We start from the raw sequence: 15,876 nt of genomic DNA, 5'->3' as shown, positions 1-15,876 counted from the left end.
TTGCTCACGCCGGTTCACCCCCTCCGGTCTCCACGCCGCCCACCGGCTTGATCCGCACCTGGCCGCCGTTCACCGGCGGTGGCGGCTGCTGGCCGGGCGGGGCCTCCACGATGAAGAACACCGTACGACCGGTCCCACCACAGCGGAACGACACCTGGTAGCGACCGGGTTTCACCCCGGCCCTGACCTTGGTCTCGAAGGTCTGCTCGGACGCGGTGCCGGTCCAGTGCGTCATCGGCTCCAGCGCGGCCGAGACCGGCACCGTGTTCGGCTTGTTGGCCTTGTAGCAGGTCCGCACGACCTTGACCTTGTCGCCGACCCGGCCCGCGGACGGGCTGACCTGCAACCGCGCCTGCCCGATGGTCTCCGGCGGCTGCACGGTCACCCGCAGGGTGCGGCTGACCGCACCGCAGCCGAAGCTGACCGCGTGCGTGGACCCGGCGGTCAGCCCCTTGGCCAGGTACCCGGTGCCGAAGCCCCAGGTCGGGTTGGCCGGGTAGGAGGCCAGCCGCACCGGCTCGGTGAACAGCGTCGAGCGCACCGGCTGCCAGTCCTGCTCCGGGCACACCACGTTGAGCGGGATGTGCTCGCTGCCCAGGTAGATCGTCGGCAGGTGCAGCACCGGCTCGGTGCTCGCCACCGCGGGCCCCGCGGCCAGCCCGGTCAGCAGCGCCGCGGCCGCCAGCACCCCCATGCCTCGTGCCCTCATGACAGACCTCCTCCGGTCTCCACGCCGCCCTTGGGCTTGACCACCACCGGGCCGGGGCCCGGCGGCGGGGCGGGCTTGTCCTTGTCCAGCACGGTGATCGTCTTGCTGTACCGGCTCGGGCCGCAGTAGAAGGACAGCTTGTGCGCACCCGGCACCGCGTCCCGCCGGATGGTGGCGGCGCCGATCAGCTCAGCCTTGCCGGCCGCCCTCCGGTGCAACGGGGCGGGCGCGGTGAACGCCGGGGACTCGGCCGGACCCGTGGCCAGAGCCGCGGTAGTCGTCAGTAACCCCGGCACTCGCGCGTGTCGCATGATGTGCCTCCCTCATCAGCGAGTGATGTAGGGGACACGCGCGAGTGCCGGTATCCGTTGTCCGCGGTGACCAGGTCGAGACCTGGTGCCTGGAGTCCGCTCAGTCCAGGTCGTCGTGCCGCATCAGCTTGCGCCCGGCCTCGGTGATCGAACCGGACAGCGAGGGGTAGACCGAGAAGGTGTAGGCAAGGTGTTCCACGGTGAGCTGGTTCTGCACCGCCAGCGCGATCGGCGTGATCAGCTCACTGGCCACCGGGGCCACCACCACGCCGCCGATGACCACACCGGTGGCCGGGCGGCAGAACAGCTTCACGAAACCGCGGCGCAGGCCCTCCATCTTGGCCCGCGCGTTGGTGGCCAGCGGCAGCATGATCGTGCGCGCCGGCACCTCACCGGCGTCGATCGCCTGCTGGCTGATGCCCACGGTGGCGATCTCCGGGTGGGTGAAGACGTTGGCCGCCACGGTCTTGAGCTTGATCGGCTGCACGCCCTGGCCCAGCGCGTGCCACATCGCGATCCGGCCCTGCATGGCCGCGACCGAGGCGAGCATCAGCAGTCCGGTGCAGTCACCGGCGGCGTAGATGCCCGGCACGGTGGTGCGGGAGACCCGGTCCACCGGCACGAACCCGCCGGGGCCAGCCTCGATGCCGACCTTGTCCAGGCCGATGTCGGCGGTGTTCGGGATCGAGCCGACGGTCATCAGCGCGTGGCTGGCCTCCACGGTCCGGCCGTCGGCCAGGAAGACCTTGACCCCGCCCGCGGTCCGCTCGACCTTGTCCGCCCGCGCGTGCTTGAACAACGCGGTGCCCCGCTCGGTGAACACGTCCTCCAGCACGGCGGCCGCGTCGGCGTCCTCGTGCGGCAGGATGCGGTCCCGGCTGGAGACCACGGTGACCTTGACGCCCATCTCGGTGTAGGCGGAGGCGAACTCGGCGCCGGTGACACCCGAGCCGATCACCACCAGGTGCTCGGGCAGCTGCGGCAGGTCGTAGATCTGCCGCCAGGTCAGGATGCGCTCGCCGTCGGGCTGGGCGCCGGGCAGGATCCGCGGGTTGGCGCCGGTGGCGATCAGCACCACATCGGCGGCCAGCTTCTCCACCGACCCGTCGGCCCCACGCACCGCCACCCGGTGCTGGGCCAGCCCAGGCGCGTCATCGCACAACCGGGCGTGCCCGTTCATGATCCGCACACCCTCGCGCTGCACCCGCGCCCTGATGTCCGCGGACTGCGCCAGTGCGAGCCCCTTGACCCGTCCGTGCACCACGGGCAGCTCGACGCCGATGGGGCCGTCCCCGGTGTTGATGCCGAGTTCGGGCCCGTTGCGGAAGGCGGAGCGGGCGCCCGCGGAGGCGATGAAGGTCTTGGAGGGCACGCAGTCGTACAGCACACAGGCGCCACCGAGGCCGTCGCTCTCCACCAGGGTGACGTCGGCTCCGTGCTGGGCGCCGACCAGCGCGGCCTCATATCCGGCCGGCCCGCCTCCCATGATCACGATGCGGGTCACGGGGGTCCTCCTGTGGTGGGTGATGCGGTCAGGTTGTCGGCGGGTCCAACCGTACGCGCTACCCGTCCGGGGTCAGTTCGGAGGCTGTGCGCACGGCGCGTCCCGATGGCGCGAGCGGGTCGCTAGGCTAGGGCCGTGCCGCTCTATGCCGCTTACGGGTCCAACATGGATCCGGACCAGATGACGGAGCGCGCTCCGCACTCGCCGATGGCCGGTACGGGGTGGCTCGTCGGCTGGCGAATGACCTTCGGAGGCGAAGACCTCGGCTGGGAGGGCGCGCTCTCCACCATCGTCGAGGATCCCGGCAGCCAGGTCTTCGTGGTCCTCTACGACGTCAACAACGACGAGGACCGCCTGGACCGCTGGGAAGGCGCCGAACTGGGCCTCTACAAAAAGATCCGCCTCCGGGTCCAGACCCTGGAAGGCTCGGTCCTGGCCTGGCTCTACGTCCTGGACGCCTACGAGGGCGGCCTCCCCTCAGCCCGCTACGTAGGCGTGGTCGCCGACGCCGCCGAAGCAGCCGGAGCCCCCGCCGACTACGTGAACGACCTCCGCACCCGCCCCTGCAACGGCATAGGCCCCAACAGCAACAACTAACCCCACCCGAGTGTTGGCCGAACTCGTACGGTGTGTTGGCCGAACTCGTACCGGGTCTTGGCCGTTGTGGACCTCATGTTGGCCGTTCCCTGCTCTCGAAGGCCGCCCGGAGTCGCCCGAACAGCGCCTCCGGCGACCGGAGGTCCCGCGCACCGGCCCGCACCGTGAGCCAACCCCGCCCTGCCATCCGCTCGTCTCGATCGGCATCCTGCTCGGCCCGGTTCTCGTGCGCCTCGAACCCGTCGTACTCCAGCGCTATCCGGTGCCGCCGCCAGGCGAAGTCCAGCCTGCACACCACCCGGCCGTCCAGGTCCAGGATCTCGTGCTGGAGATCCGGAATCGGGAACTGGCCGTCGAGCACGAGGGTCAGCAGCATCAGGCTCTCCGCGGGTGACTCCGGCAGCCCGGTGGCCAGCTCGAGCAGCAGGAGGGCCCGCCCCACCCCTCGGTGATCGTCCCTGGCCCGCAACCGGGTGTCGATCTCCTGCCGAAGCTCCTCCTGGAGCCCCGGCGGCAGCGATCGGAGCGCCTGATCGGTGCAGGCGAACCCGTCCCGGTGCGACCGGCCGCACAGCAACTCGGCGAGCACGTACTCCGGGGCGAGCACCCGCAGGTCATCCAGCACGACGACGTCCTCCGGCGTGAACCGGTCATGGTGCACGACCAGCCCCGGCCGGTTCTTGGCCCAGCGCGAGTACGGCACCGTGATGTGCACGGCTGAGCTGGTCAACGGGGTCCACCCGTACACCTCGGCGGCGGTCGGCCCGCTCAGCGCGGCCTCCGGACCAGCCAGCAGCAGGGCCGCCCTGGCCCTGGTCCGAGGGTCGTGCGCACGGGTGACGGGCACGAACAGGTTTTTCCAGATCCGGGTCAGCCAGCCGGAGTTCAGCGCGGTGCGCAGGCCGCGTTCGCCGAGAGCGGCGACGGCCTGCGCGCGGGTACAGGGGACGGGGAGCGGGATGGTCGTGGGCATGGCATGACGATCGACGCTGACCCGGGGTGCGGGCCAGGCGTCGATCGACGAGCTGTGGATAACTGCCCGGTTGTGGACAACTCCGTCCCACAACGGCCAAGACCCCGTACGAGTTCGGCCAACTCACCGTACGAGTTCGGCCAACACGAGTGGGGGGTTAGGACTGGAGGGTGTCGAGGGCGGCTTGGGTGAGGATGCGGATGCCTACTGGGAGGGCGCGCTCGTCGAGGTCGAAGGTGGGTTGGTGGAGGTCCTTTTGCGGGCCCTGGCCGGACCAGACGCCCAGCCTGGCGAAGGAGCCGGGCACGTGTTCCAGGTACCAGGCGAAGTCCTCGCCGCCCGAGGACTGCTCGGTGCCGGTGATGGCGTCCTCGCCGAGCGCGGTCTGGGTGGCCGTGCGCAGCAGGCGGGTGCTCTCCCGGTCGTTGACCACCGGCGGCACGCCGCGGCGGTGCAGCAGGTCGAAACCAATGCCCAGCGGGCCCAGCAGGGCGCCGACCAGCTCGCGGACCACCGGCTCCAGCTCGGCCCAGGTGTCCCGGTCGCCGGTGCGCAGGGTGCCGCGCAGCAGACCGTCCTGCGGGATGGCGTTGGCCGCGTCGCCGGCGTGCACCGCGCCCCAGACCAGCACCGTGCCCGAACGCGGGTCGACCCGGCGGGTGAGCAGCTCGGGCAGCCTGGTGATCAGCGTGCCGAGGCCGTGCACCAGGTCGGCGGTCAGGTGCGGGCGGGAGGTGTGGCCGCCGGGCGAGGTCAGCCGGATCTCCAGCAGGTCGCTGGCGGAGGTGATCGCGCCGATCCGGGTGCCCAGCTTGCCCACCTGCAGCCGCGGCGCGCAGTGCAGGCCGAAGATCCGCTCCACCCCGTCGAGGCCACCGGCGGCCAGCACGTCCAGCGCGCCGCCTGGCATGACCTCCTCGGCGGGCTGGAAGATCAGCCGGACCCGGCCGGGCAGCGAATCGGCACTGGCCAGGGCCAGCGCGGTGCCCAGCAGCACGGTGGTGTGCGCGTCGTGCCCGCAGGCGTGCGAGACGCCGGGCACGGTGGAGGCGAAGGGCAGGCCGGTGTCCTCGGTCAGCGGCAGCGCGTCGATGTCGGCGCGCAGCGCGACGCAGCGCGAGCCGCTGCCGACCTCGCAGATCAGGCCGGTGCCGCCGGGCAGCACGCGGGGCCGCAGGCCGGCGTTGGCCAGCTCGCGGAAGAGGAACTTGGTGGTGTTGTGCTCGTTGCGGGACAGCTCGGGGTTGGCGTGGATCTGCCGCCGCCAGGCCACCACCTGGCCGAGGTTCTTCCCCAGCCACTTGTCCAGCCAGGACGGTCCCCGCCCCGCGCCAAGATCCTCCACAGTGGACATGGTGCGGCCGGAGCCGGGGCTCAGCACGTCGATGGGTCCGCGGGACTCCGGTCCGAAGGGCGGGCCGGGTCGGGAATCCAGGACTGTCACGCCTCAAAACCTCCTGCCGTGGCTGGCACGGCAACGCGGCTGTTCACACGATCAGCGGTGTCCGCGAGCAGCCGGGCTCGCTGGGCATCATCCGAGGCGGCGGCCACCGCGGTCCAGGCCAGCGCGAGCGCGCCGTCCAGCACCGCCTTGTCCGCGGAGGGCGAGGCGCAGGCGGCCGCGAACTCCGGCTGGTGGTTCACCGAACTGCCACAGTCGATGGCGATCGTGGGATGGATGGCGGGCAACGCGTGGGTGATGTTGCCCATGTCGGTGCTGCCGGTCTGGCGGTTCGCCTCCTCGGCGGGGCTCAACGGCTCCCGGCCCAGTTCCGTCACGGCAGCGCGGTACGCCAGGGCCAGCCACGGGTCCGGGGCCAGCTCGGCGTAGTTCGGGGACACCTGGGTGATCTCGTGCGCGCAGCCGGTGGCCACGGCGCCGGCCTCGAAGCACCGGCGGATCCGCTCGTCCAGGTGGCTCAGCGAGTCCATGTTCTCGGCTCGCAGGTAGAACAGCCCGGCGGTGCGCGCGGGCACGATGTTGGGCGCGGCGCCGCCGTGGGTGACGATGCCGTGCACCATCTGCCCGTGCTCCAGGTGCTGGCGCAGCAGGCCGATGGAGACCTGGGCCACGGTCAGCGCGTCCGCGGCGTTCACGCCGAGGTGCGGCGCCGCGGCGGCGTGCGAGGCACGGCCGGTGTAGGCGACCTCGAGGTCGGTGATGGCCAGCGAGGAGCAGGCGCAGGTCTCGTGCGGGGCGGGGTGCACCATCATCGCCATCGACACGTCGTCGAAGGCCCCGCGCTCCAGCATCAGCACCTTGCCGCCACCGGCTTCCTCGGCCGGGGTGCCGAACAGCTTGACCGTGATGCCGAGCCGGTCGGCGACCTCGCGCAACGCGAGCGCGGCGCCGACCGAGGAGGCGGCGATGATGTTGTGCCCGCAGGCGTGCCCGACCTCGGGCAGCGCGTCGTACTCCGCGCACAGCCCGACCACCAGCTCACCAGAGCCATAGGTGGCGGTCAGCGCGGTGTCCAGGCCCGAGGTGCCGCGTTCGACCTTGAAGCCCTCGCGGCCCATCAGCTCGGCGACCTTGTCGGCGCTGCGGTACTCGGCGAAGGCCAGCTCGGGTTCGGCGTGGATGCTCCGGGAGAGCCCGACCAGCGCGTCCGAGTACCGCTCGACGGCGGAGCGGCACTGGACTTTGGTGTCGGTACTCATTTGCATCCAATCCTGCACTACCCGTTTTGGCCAAGATCCAAAGATCGACAACGAGCCGCCTGGCGGTTGGTTCGCTGCGCCGAGCGGAGCCGTGCCCTTCGGTCTGGCTGTACCCCGGTCCCGTCCATCCGAACGTGCCCACTCCACCACAGTCAATGCGGACGAAGGGGTTCCTATCCGGACAGCGTTTCTTCCGGCTGGCCAAAATACCAGGTCAGAGCGGGGTCACCCGGCGCTCTTACCCCACTTCTTGCGGTATTTCCGCCCGAGAAAAACGATGCCGAGCAGCACCACCGCGATGATCGCGATGGTCACCCGACGCTCGTTGTCGGCCTGCTGTTCCGGCGTGATCGGCGGCGCGGTGCTGGTCGAGGACGGGCTCGTGCCGCTCGGCTTCGGCGAACTCGGGGGCTGCTGCTGCGCGAGCACCCGGACCACGGCCACCGGCTCGGCCGCGGCGGCCGCGGTCGGCGTGGCCAGCAGCGCGAGCCCGCCCAGCAGGGCGGCTACCACCGCGTTGGCCCGACCTCGCATCGTCGCCTCCTCCACAAGCGCGCACCATGTGTGCACCGTCGAGAAGAGCATGCCCTGTCGCCCGGTCGATGGTCACCCCACCCGGGGATCTTGGTGGCGGATCGTGAGTTCAGCGCACCCCGAACAGGTGATCGAGTGCCAACTGATCGAGTCGCTCGTAGCCCATTCCGCGCGTCGCCGCCGACTCCGGGTCAAAGGACTCGGCACGCAGTCCGGCCAGGTCCTCCCCCGGCAGCAGGGTGGGCACGGCCAGTGCGCTGATCCGGGACGCCTCCTTGGCCGCGGCCACCTCGGGATCGGCGTGGAAGGCGGCGGCCCGTTCGGCGAAGATCAGGTAGTTGCGCATGCAGGCGGCCGCCGCGGCCCACACGCCGTGCTCGTCCTCGGTGCGCGCGGGCTTGAAGTCGAAGTGCCGCGGACCGTCGTACCCGGCCCGTTCCAGCAGGTCGACCAGGTGGAAGGCGGCCTTGACATCGCCGTTGCCGAAGCGCAGGTCCTGGTCGTAGCGCGGCCCGGTCTGGCCGTTGAGGTCGATGTGGAACAACTTGCCTGCCCACAGCGCCTGGGCCACCCCGTGCGTCACCGACAGCCCGGCCATCTGCTCGTGCCCGACCTCCGGGTTCACCCCGACCAGCTCGGGATGGGCCAGCCGCTCGATGAAGGCCAGCGCGTGCCCGATGGTGGGCAGCAGGATGTCCCCGCGCGGCTCGTTCGGCTTGGGCTCCAGCGCGAACCGGATGTCGTAGCCCTGCTCGCGCACGTACCCGCAGAGCAGGTCCACCGCCTCGGCGTAGCGGTCCAGCGCGACCCTGGCGTCCTTGGCCACCGGGGTCTCCGCGCCCTCGCGCCCGCCCCAGAGCACGTACACGCCGGCGCCCAGCTCGGCGGCCAGGTCCAGGTTGCGCAGGGTCTTGCGCAGCGCGAACCGGCGCACGTCGCGGTCGTTGGCGGTGAACGCGCCGTCCTTGAACACCGGGTGGGTGAACAGGTTGGTGGTCAGCATCGGCACGGCCAGCCCGGTGTCGGCCAGCGCCTTGCGGAAGCGGTCCAGCAGTCGCCCACGACTGGCGTCCTGCGCGCCGAACGGGATGAGGTCGTCGTCGTGCAGGCTCACCCCCCACGCGCCCAGCTCGGCCAGCCTGCCCAGCGCGTGCTCGGGTTCCATCGCGGGCCTGGTGGGCTCGCCGAAGGGGTCGTTGCCGCGCCAGCCCACCGTCCACAGCCCGAAGCTGAAGCGGTGTTCCGGCCGCGGCCGATACGGATCAGTGCTCACGACTACCTCCGGCTGTCCACTGTGGACTGTGCGGGGACGAGTTCCCAGCGGTTGCCCGGCGCGGGCACGGGGGCCAGCGTCGGGTCGGTCAGCACGTGCTCCATGGCCGCGTACGCGCCGCCGCGCACGGCCGCGGTGAACCCGAGGTCCGAGGGCAGCAGGCGGCAGGCGCCGGGCTGTTCGGCCCCGGTGGCGACCACCCTGGCGGTCAGCTCGCGCTCGGCCGGGGCGATCAGCCAGTCGGCGAGCACCGCGAAGTAGCCGCCGAGCACCACCGCGGCCGGGTTGAGGATGTTGACCAGGATGGACGCGCCGACGCCGAGCGCGGCGCCTATCCGCTCCAGCGCGGCCAGCGTGCGCTTGTCCCCCTCGCGGGCCCGGCTGACAATGGTGGCCAGCCGTTTCTCCAGGTCAAGCGAGGGATCGCGAATCGGGTCGCCCTCCTCGGCGACCGAGCGCAGCAGCGCGCCGAGGCCGACCTGGGTCTCCCAGCAGCCCTTGCGCCCGCAGCCGCAGTCCGCGCCGGAGGGGTCCAGCGGCATGTGCCCGACCTCGCCGGTGAACCCGGTGGCCCCGCGCAGCAGCCGCCCGTCGGCGATCACGCCGCCACCCACGCCGACCTCGCCGGTCAGGTAGAGCAGGTCGGTCGCGCCCGCGGCCACCCCGGTGACGTGCTCGGCCACCGCGGACAGGTTGGCGTCGTTGTCCACCGCGATCCGCCCGGCAGGCAGGTCCAGGCTGGCGCTGAGTTGATCGACCACGGCCGCGTTCCGCCAGCGCAGGTTGGGCGCGAACCGGACCACGCCGCCGTCCACGTCGACCAGGCCGGGCACCGCGGCGGTGACCCCGGCGACCCAGCCGCCCATGGCCTCCACCGTGCGGCGGGCCTCGGCGGCCAGGCCGGCCAGCAGGTCGATCGCGCCGACCGCGCCCAGCCCGGCCACGTCGGTGGGCACCCTGCGGTGCAGCACCAGGTCGCCGGAGAGGTCGAGCACGGCGACCGCGGCGTAGTCGACGTTGGCCTCCAGGCCGATGCCGCACACCGTGCGCGGGCGCAGCTCGACCAGCTGCCCCGGCCTGCCGATGGCGCCGCCGACCACGGCGCCGAGCCGGACCAGCCTGCGCTGCTCGAGTTCGGCGACCAGACTGGACATGGTCGCCTTGTTGAGCCCGGTCATCCGGGCCAGCCGGGCGCGGGACTGCGGCCCGTCGGACCGCAACGCACGAAGCACCAGGGCCAGGTTCGCCTTGCGCAACCCGGCATGGTCGGCGGGACGGTCCGGACCCTGCACCCTGCACCTCGATTCGTTTGTTGCCCAGTCAAACTAAGACTCCGACGGCCGCAGGTCAACCTGACCCCGCCCTGAGTGCCTATCGGCTGAACGGCCGCACGTCACCCCGCTGAAGAGTGGATCACCCGTTCAGTCCATCAGTAATCGTGTACTTGACCCCTGGCGGTGGAATAGGCGGCGCGGACCTCGGCGTAATCGTCGGGGTTCGCGGCCGGGCAGGGCTCGGACCGGAGCTGCCACACCGGCGGCTCCGCGGTGCCTGCCGCGGCCCAGGCGGCCTGCCGGGCCGCGCCCAGTGCGACGTACTCAGCGGGCTCGGGCGCCTCCACCGGCGCGGCGAAGAGCCCCGGCGCGACCGCGCGCACCGCGGCCGAGCGGGCCGCGCCGCCGACCAGCAGCACCCGGCGCACCTCGACCCCGTGCGCGCGCAACGCGGCCAGCCCGTCGGCCAGCCCGCAGAGCATGCCCTCGACCGCGGCCCTGGCCAGGTTCTCCGGGGTCATGTTGGCCCGGCGCAGCCCGGTCAGCGTGCCGGAGGCGTTCGGCAGGTCCGGGGTGCGCTCGCCGTCCAGGTAGGGCAGCAGCACCAGCCCGCCAGCACCCAGCGTCGCGGCCAGCGCCAGCCGGTCCAGTTCGGCCAGGTCAACGCCCAGGAGCTGGGCGGTCGCGGTGAGCACCCTGGCCGCGTTGAGCGTGCAGACCAGCGGCAGGTAGCGGCCGGTGGCATCGCAGAACCCGGCCACCGCGCCACTGGCGTCCGCGGCCGGGTGCTCGGCCACCGCGAACACCGTGCCCGAGGTGCCCAGCGAGACCACCACGTCCCCCGGCCCGGCGCCCAGGCCGAGCGCGGCGGCCATGTTGTCCCCGGTGCCCGCGCCGAGCAGCCAGCCCTCCGGCGTCTGACCGGCGCTTTCCGCCGGTCCGAGGATCCGCGGCAGCTCCGGCACCCGACCGAAGGCCGCGGTGAGGATCTCCGGCAGCCACTCCCCGGTGGCCGGGGCGAAGTAGCCGGTGCCGGAGGCGTCACCGCGGTCGGTCGCCGGGAGCTGACCGGGTTCGGCGAGCCGGCTGGTCAGCCAGTCGTGCGGCAGCAGCACCCTGGCCACCCGGTCGGCGAGCGCGGGCTCGTGCCGGGCCAGCCAGGCCAGTTTGGTCACGGTGAAACTCGGGCCGGGCACCGAGCCGGTCCGCCGCGCCCACTCCCCCGGCCCGCCCAGTCCGGCCGCCAGCTCGGCCGCCTCGGGGGCCGAACGCAGGTCGTTCCACAGCAGCGCGGGCCGCACCGGCGCGCCCTCGGCGTCCACGGTGACCAGCCCGTGCTGCTGCCCGCCCACCGCCAGCGCGCTGACCGGCCCCGGCAGCTCGGCGGTGGCCTGGGCGAGCGCGTCCCGGCAGGCCGCCAGCCAGACCCGGGGATCGACCTCGGTGGCGTCCGGGTGCGCGGCGCGGCCCTGGGCGAGGACCTGGCCGGTCTCGGCCTCCACCACGAGGGCCTTGGTGGACTGGGTCGAGGAGTCGATGCCGATGGTGAGTGCCATAGCGCGGCATCATGCGCTGTCGGCGGAGGAGCGCGCCACCGTCCGGCCGAGCGGCCGAGCGTGCAAAATGGACCTTGTGCCACCCGCTGACACCCCCTCCGACCAGCCCGAGCCGACCGATGTCCCGGTCGAGCCGGACCTGCCGGTCCGCCGCATCGCCGAGCGCTACCGGCTGAACGGGCTGCTCGGCAGGGGCGCGATGGGCACGGTGTGGTCGGCGCACGACGAGATGCTCGGCCGCCGGGTCGCGGTCAAGGAGGTCCGGCTGCCGCCGGGCATCCCGGTGGCGGAGGCGGACGCGCTGCGCGAGCGGACCCTGCGCGAGGCGCGGGCCATCGCGGTGCTCTCCCACCCCAACGTGATCACCCTCTACGACGTGGTCCGCCAGGACGGCGAGCCGTTCGTGGTGATGGAGCTGCTGCCCTCGCTCAGCCTGGCCGAACTGGTCCGCGAGCAGGGCCCGCTGTCCACCACGCAGGCCGCGGCCATCGGCGACGCGGTGGCCGCCGCGCTGGAGGCCGCGCACCGGGCCGGGGTCACCCACCGCGACGTCAAACCCGGCAACGTGCTGGTCGGGGTGGACGGGCAGATCAAACTCACCGACTTCGGCATCGCCCGCAGCGTCAGCGACCACACGCTGACCAGCACCGGGATCATGCTCGGCACGCCCGCGTTCATCTCGCCGGAGGTGGCCTCCGGCGATCCGGCGACCCCCTCGGCCGACCTGTGGGGACTGGGCGCGACGCTGTTCGCGGCGCTGGAGGCGCGGCCCCCGTATGACGCCGACGGCGACCCGCTGGACACCGTCACCGAGGTGGTGCACGGCGAGGTGCCGCAGGTCGACGCCGAGCATCCGCTGCACCCGGTGATCGCCGGCCTGATGACCAAGGAAACCGGCTCCCGGATGTCCCTGGCCGAGGTGCGCAGGCTGCTGCACCCGCTGCTGCCCGAACCCGGCGAGCGCCTGTTCGAGGTGAATCCGAAGGACCTCCAGCCGGAGTCCGCCGAGCTGCTGGAACAGCCGCGCACGCCCACCCCCGGCTCCGGGGTGCTGCCCGCGCTGCTGGCCAGCGACCCCGGTCCGCTGCCCTTCATGACCAGTGCGGGCGAGCCAAGGCGCCGCTCGCGCACGGGCAAGGTGCTGCTCGCCGCGCTGGCCTTCGTGCTGTTCACCGGGGCAAGCGGCGGCGGGTTCGCGCTGGCCAGGGTGCTCGGCGGCAAGCCGGTGCTGCCCACAACCGCGCCCGCCCGCACCACCGAGCAGCAGCTGCTGTCCCCGGTGCTGGAGCTGGGGCCGCGCACCGAGCGGGCCAGCAGCACGCCGAATGACTCCGGCGGCGAGTTCACCGTGAACGTGCCCAAGGACTGGACCACCTTCCGCGAGCTGCGGGTCGGCTCGCCGGCGGTCAGCGCCGCGGTGCGCTTCGTCTCCGCCGACGGCCGCCAGGAGCTGGTGATCGAGCGCTTCGCCAACTACTACCCGCAGTTCCGGCTGTCGAACTTCCTCAGCAACCTGCCGCGCAACGCGGTCAGCACTCAGGGCACCTACAACGAGACGCCGACCCGGCCAGGGACCAAGGCCCCGGACTCGCCGGAGGCGCCCGTCGAGTTGCTGTACCGGGTGGCCGACCCCGGTCCGTTCACCACCGTGCCCAAGCCGACCGATTCCGGCGCCGAGGGCAACCTGGTCCGGCGCTCCACCTACCTGCTGCTACTGCCCAAGGTGCGGGATCTGTGGGTGGTGCAGGTCACCGTGCCCACCGAGTCCGAGGACACCGGGCAGAAGGAGCTGTTCGGGCCGATGGCTGCCAGCTTCATCCCCGCTGGCTAGGGTCCTTGGTGTGACCGAGACAAGCACTTCTCTGAACGTCAGCCCCGCGGCGGACCCCGACGCGGCTGCCGCCGCCGCTGCCGCGGAACTGGCCGCTCGAACCGGCATCGCATCCCACGACATCGCCCTGGTGCTGGGCTCCGGCTGGCGGCCGGCCGCCGACGTGCTCGGCGAGCCGGTCGCCGAGGTCCCCATCGGCGAACTACCCGGTTTCGTCGCGCCCAACGTGGTCGGCCACGGCGGCACCGTCCGCTCGGTCCGGGTGGGCGAGAAGAACGTGCTGGTGCTGCTCGGCCGCACGCACTACTACGAGGGCAGGGGCATCCCGCAGACCGTGCACGGCGTGCGGGTGGCCACCGCGGCAGGCTGCACCACGGTGGTGCTGACCAACGCCGCCGGTGGCCTGCGCCAGGGCATGCGGGTCGGCCAGCCGGTGCTGATCAGCGACCACCTGAACCTGACCGCGGCCTCGCCGCTGGTGGGCGCCAGGTTCGTCGACCTCACCGACCTGTACTCGCCGCGGCTGCGCGGGATCGCCAAGGAGATCGACTCCTCGCTGGAGGAGGGCGTCTACGCCGGGCTGCCAGGCCCGCACTTCGAGACCCCGGCCGAGATCCGGATGCTGCGCACCATGGGCGCGGACCTGGTCGGCATGTCCACCGTGCTGGAGGCCATCGCCGCCCGCGCCGCCGGGGCCGAGGTGTTCGGGCTGTCCCTGGTGACCAACCTGGCCGCGGGCATCACCGGTGAGCCGCTCAACCACATCGAGGTCCTGGAGGCGGGCAAGGCCGCGGCCACCGAGATGGGCGAGCTGCTGCGGAAGCTCGTGGAGCGCGCATGACGAAGCTGGGCACGGAGCTGCGCGACGCCGCGTTCCGCTGGATCGCCGATGACGTCGACCCTGATGCCCGGCTGGAGCTGCAGAAGGTGCTGGCCACGGCGATGGCGGGCGATGAGTCCGCGGTGGCCGCACTGGCCGACCGGATGGCCGGGCCGTTGCAGTTCGGCACCGCTGGGCTGCGCGGACCGCTGCGGGCCGGGCCGAACGGGATGAACCGTTCGGTCGTGGTGCGCACCACCGCGGGGCTGGCCGAGTACCTGCGGGTGCAGGGCCGCTCCGGCGGGCTGGTCGTGGTCGGGCGGGACGCCCGGCACGGCTCGGAGAACTTCTGCTCCGACGTGGCCGAGGTGCTCACCGGCGCGGGCTTCGACGTGCGGGTGCTGCCCAGGCCGCTGCCGACGCCGGTGCTGGCCTTCGCGGTGCGCGCGATCGGCGCGGTGGCCGGGGTGCAGGTGACCGCCTCGCACAATCCCAAGGCGGACAACGGTTACAAGGTCTACCTGGACGCGGGCGCGCAGATCGTGCCGCCCGCCGACCGGCAGATCGAGGCGGCCATCGCGAAGGTGCCTGCCGCGGTCTCGGTGCCCAGGGTGGCCGCCTGGCAGCCGGTGGGCGAGGACCTGATCGAGGCCTACGCGGACCGGGCCTCCAGCCTGCCGCGGGGGAAGGCGCGGGAGCTGCGGGTCGCGGTCACCGCGTTGCACGGGGTGGGCTCGGAGACGTTACTGGAAGTGCTGGGGCGGGCCGGTTTCACCGATCTGCACCTGGTCGAGTCGCAGGCCAGCCCGGACCCGGACTTCCCGACCGTCTCCTTCCCCAACCCGGAGGAGCCGGGCGCAACCGACGAACTGCTCGCGCTGGCCGCCGCGGTGCAGGCCGACCTGGCGATCGCGCTGGACCCGGACGCGGACCGGTGCGCGCTGGGCGTGCGCGGTCCGGACGGCTGGCGGATGCTGCGCGGCGATGAGACCGGCGTGCTGCTCGGCAACCAGGTTCTGTCCACATTGGACAAGCAGGCGAACCCGGATCCGTTGGTGGCGACCACGATCGTCTCCTCGGAACTGCTGCGTTCGGTGGCAAAGGCACACGGCGCGCGTTACGACGAGACGCTCACCGGCTTCAAGTGGCTGGTGCGCGCGGGCGATGGCAACGGCACCGGACTGGTCTATGCCTACGAGGAGGCGCTGGGTCACTGCGTGGACCCGGACTACGTGCGGGACAAGGACGGCATCAGCGCCGCGGTGCTCGCCTGCGATCTGGCCGCCACGCTCAAGGCCGAGGGCCGCGACCTGCTGGACGCGCTGGACGACCTGGCCGTGGCGCACGGGCTGCACCTGACCGACCAGGTGTCGCTGCGGGTGGCCGACCTGGCCCTGATCGGCGCCACCATGCGCCGCTTCCGCGGCACGCCGATCACCGAGCTGGGCGGCACCGAGGTCAGCCAGACGGACCTGGAGCCCAAGGCGGATGTGCTGGTGCTGCGGGCCGAGGGCCTGCGGGTGCTGATCCGCCCCTCCGGCACCGAGCCCAAGGTGAAGGCGTACCTGGAGGTGGTCACCCCGGTCACCGGCCTCGACGCCCTACCCCAGGCCCGAGCCGAGGGCAAAACCCGCCTGACCAAGGTCCGCGAGGCCATCACAGCCCTACTGACCGCCCCCTAACAGCCAACCACCCGCCCCACAACGGCCAACCACCCGTACAACAACGGCCAACACGCCGTACCAAACCGGCCAACACGCCGGGCGGGGTCCAACCCTCCCGGCGTGTTGGCCGTTGTCGTACCGAGTGTTGGCCGTTGTGGACGGTGTGTTG

The 15,876-nt window shown here is 72.4% G+C and carries 14 protein-coding genes; 4 read left to right on the top strand and 10 right to left on the bottom strand.

What is annotated here, in order from left to right; genetic code table 11:
* Positions 1-4: 4 nt before the first annotated feature.
* From HNR67_RS09305 to HNR67_RS09295, 3 genes are all read right to left on the bottom strand, one after another.
* Complete coding sequence (locus HNR67_RS09305; protein ID WP_185001659.1) at positions 5-709, bottom strand: hypothetical protein; 705 nt, start codon at positions 707-709, stop codon at positions 5-7.
* Positions 706-1,020, bottom strand: a complete 315-nt coding sequence (locus tag HNR67_RS09300; protein WP_185001658.1) for a hypothetical protein — start codon at positions 1,018-1,020, stop codon at positions 706-708. The genes HNR67_RS09305 and HNR67_RS09300 overlap by 4 nt, the downstream gene beginning before the upstream one ends.
* Positions 1,021-1,120: 100 nt before the next feature.
* Positions 1,121-2,524 carry an NAD(P)H-quinone dehydrogenase gene (locus tag HNR67_RS09295; protein ID WP_185001657.1) on the bottom strand — a complete coding sequence of 468 codons (1,404 nt, stop codon included), beginning with the start codon at positions 2,522-2,524 and terminating at the stop codon, positions 1,121-1,123.
* Between the two features lie 135 nt (positions 2,525-2,659).
* Between HNR67_RS09295 and HNR67_RS09290 the strand changes: the two genes are divergently transcribed.
* Positions 2,660-3,121: a gamma-glutamylcyclotransferase family protein gene (locus HNR67_RS09290; RefSeq protein WP_185001656.1), complete on the top strand. Its 462-nt coding sequence runs from the start codon at positions 2,660-2,662 to the stop codon at positions 3,119-3,121.
* Positions 3,122-3,194: 73 nt separating this feature from the next.
* On the opposite strand, the gene HNR67_RS09285 is transcribed toward HNR67_RS09290, so the two are convergent.
* From HNR67_RS09285 to xylB, 7 genes are all read right to left on the bottom strand, one after another.
* Positions 3,195-4,094 (bottom strand): hypothetical protein, encoded by a 900-nt coding sequence (locus tag HNR67_RS09285; RefSeq protein ID WP_185001655.1) that lies wholly within the window; start codon positions 4,092-4,094, stop codon positions 3,195-3,197.
* A gap of 157 nt (positions 4,095-4,251) precedes the next feature.
* On the bottom strand, positions 4,252-5,538 hold the full coding sequence (locus HNR67_RS09280; RefSeq protein WP_407645121.1) for a M20 family metallopeptidase: 1,287 nt from the start codon (positions 5,536-5,538) through the stop codon (positions 4,252-4,254).
* On the bottom strand, positions 5,535-6,755 hold the full coding sequence (locus HNR67_RS09275; RefSeq protein ID WP_185001654.1) for a M20 family metallopeptidase: 1,221 nt from the start codon (positions 6,753-6,755) through the stop codon (positions 5,535-5,537). The genes HNR67_RS09280 and HNR67_RS09275 overlap by 4 nt, the downstream gene beginning before the upstream one ends.
* Positions 6,756-6,980: 225 nt before the next feature.
* Complete coding sequence (locus HNR67_RS09270; RefSeq protein ID WP_185001653.1) at positions 6,981-7,289, bottom strand: hypothetical protein; 309 nt, start codon at positions 7,287-7,289, stop codon at positions 6,981-6,983.
* 109 nt (positions 7,290-7,398) lie between these two features.
* Positions 7,399-8,562: a xylose isomerase gene (gene xylA / locus HNR67_RS09265; RefSeq protein ID WP_185001652.1), complete on the bottom strand. Its 1,164-nt coding sequence runs from the start codon at positions 8,560-8,562 to the stop codon at positions 7,399-7,401.
* 2 nt (positions 8,563-8,564) lie between these two features.
* Positions 8,565-9,854: an ROK family transcriptional regulator gene (locus HNR67_RS09260; RefSeq protein ID WP_185001651.1), complete on the bottom strand. Its 1,290-nt coding sequence runs from the start codon at positions 9,852-9,854 to the stop codon at positions 8,565-8,567.
* Between the two features lie 137 nt (positions 9,855-9,991).
* Complete coding sequence (gene xylB, locus HNR67_RS09255; protein ID WP_185001650.1) at positions 9,992-11,392, bottom strand: xylulokinase; 1,401 nt, start codon at positions 11,390-11,392, stop codon at positions 9,992-9,994.
* A 139-nt stretch (positions 11,393-11,531) separates the two neighbouring features.
* Here xylB and HNR67_RS09250 point away from each other — a divergent pair, with 139 nt between their 5' ends.
* The 3 genes from HNR67_RS09250 to HNR67_RS09240 are packed head-to-tail and all read left to right on the top strand — an operon-like array spanning position 11,532 to position 15,725.
* Entirely contained in the window at positions 11,532-13,223 is a 1,692-nt protein-coding gene (locus tag HNR67_RS09250) for a serine/threonine-protein kinase (RefSeq protein ID WP_281403339.1), read from the top strand.
* A gap of 31 nt (positions 13,224-13,254) precedes the next feature.
* A complete protein-coding gene (locus HNR67_RS09245; RefSeq protein WP_185010395.1) occupies positions 13,255-14,064 on the top strand; it encodes a purine-nucleoside phosphorylase in 810 nt (269 codons plus the stop codon).
* Positions 14,061-15,725, top strand: a complete 1,665-nt coding sequence (locus HNR67_RS09240; RefSeq protein ID WP_185001648.1) for a phospho-sugar mutase — start codon at positions 14,061-14,063, stop codon at positions 15,723-15,725. The genes HNR67_RS09245 and HNR67_RS09240 overlap by 4 nt, the downstream gene beginning before the upstream one ends.
* Positions 15,726-15,876: the final 151 nt, after the last annotated feature.

The organism is Crossiella cryophila, assembly GCF_014204915.1.
Lineage (GTDB): Bacteria > Actinomycetota > Actinomycetes > Mycobacteriales > Pseudonocardiaceae > Crossiella > Crossiella cryophila.
The sequence above is the reverse complement of the archived record's forward strand: the minus strand, read 5'-3'. Positions and strand labels throughout refer to the sequence as shown.

Excerpts from the sequence above, each read along its gene's own strand:
- HNR67_RS09305 (WP_185001659.1), bottom strand. The coding sequence starts at position 709 with ATGAGGGCACGAGGCATGGGGGTGCTGGCGGCCGCGGCGCTGCTGACC.
- HNR67_RS09300 (WP_185001658.1), bottom strand. The coding sequence starts at position 1,020 with ATGCGACACGCGCGAGTGCCGGGGTTACTGACGACTACCGCGGCTCTG.
- HNR67_RS09285 (WP_185001655.1), bottom strand. The coding sequence starts at position 4,094 with ATGCCCACGACCATCCCGCTCCCCGTCCCCTGTACCCGCGCGCAGGCC.
- HNR67_RS09275 (WP_185001654.1), bottom strand. The coding sequence starts at position 6,755 with ATGAGTACCGACACCAAAGTCCAGTGCCGCTCCGCCGTCGAGCGGTAC.
- HNR67_RS09270 (WP_185001653.1), bottom strand. The coding sequence starts at position 7,289 with ATGCGAGGTCGGGCCAACGCGGTGGTAGCCGCCCTGCTGGGCGGGCTC.
- xylB (WP_185001650.1), bottom strand. The coding sequence starts at position 11,392 with ATGGCACTCACCATCGGCATCGACTCCTCGACCCAGTCCACCAAGGCC.
- HNR67_RS09240 (WP_185001648.1), top strand. The coding sequence starts at position 14,061 with ATGACGAAGCTGGGCACGGAGCTGCGCGACGCCGCGTTCCGCTGGATC.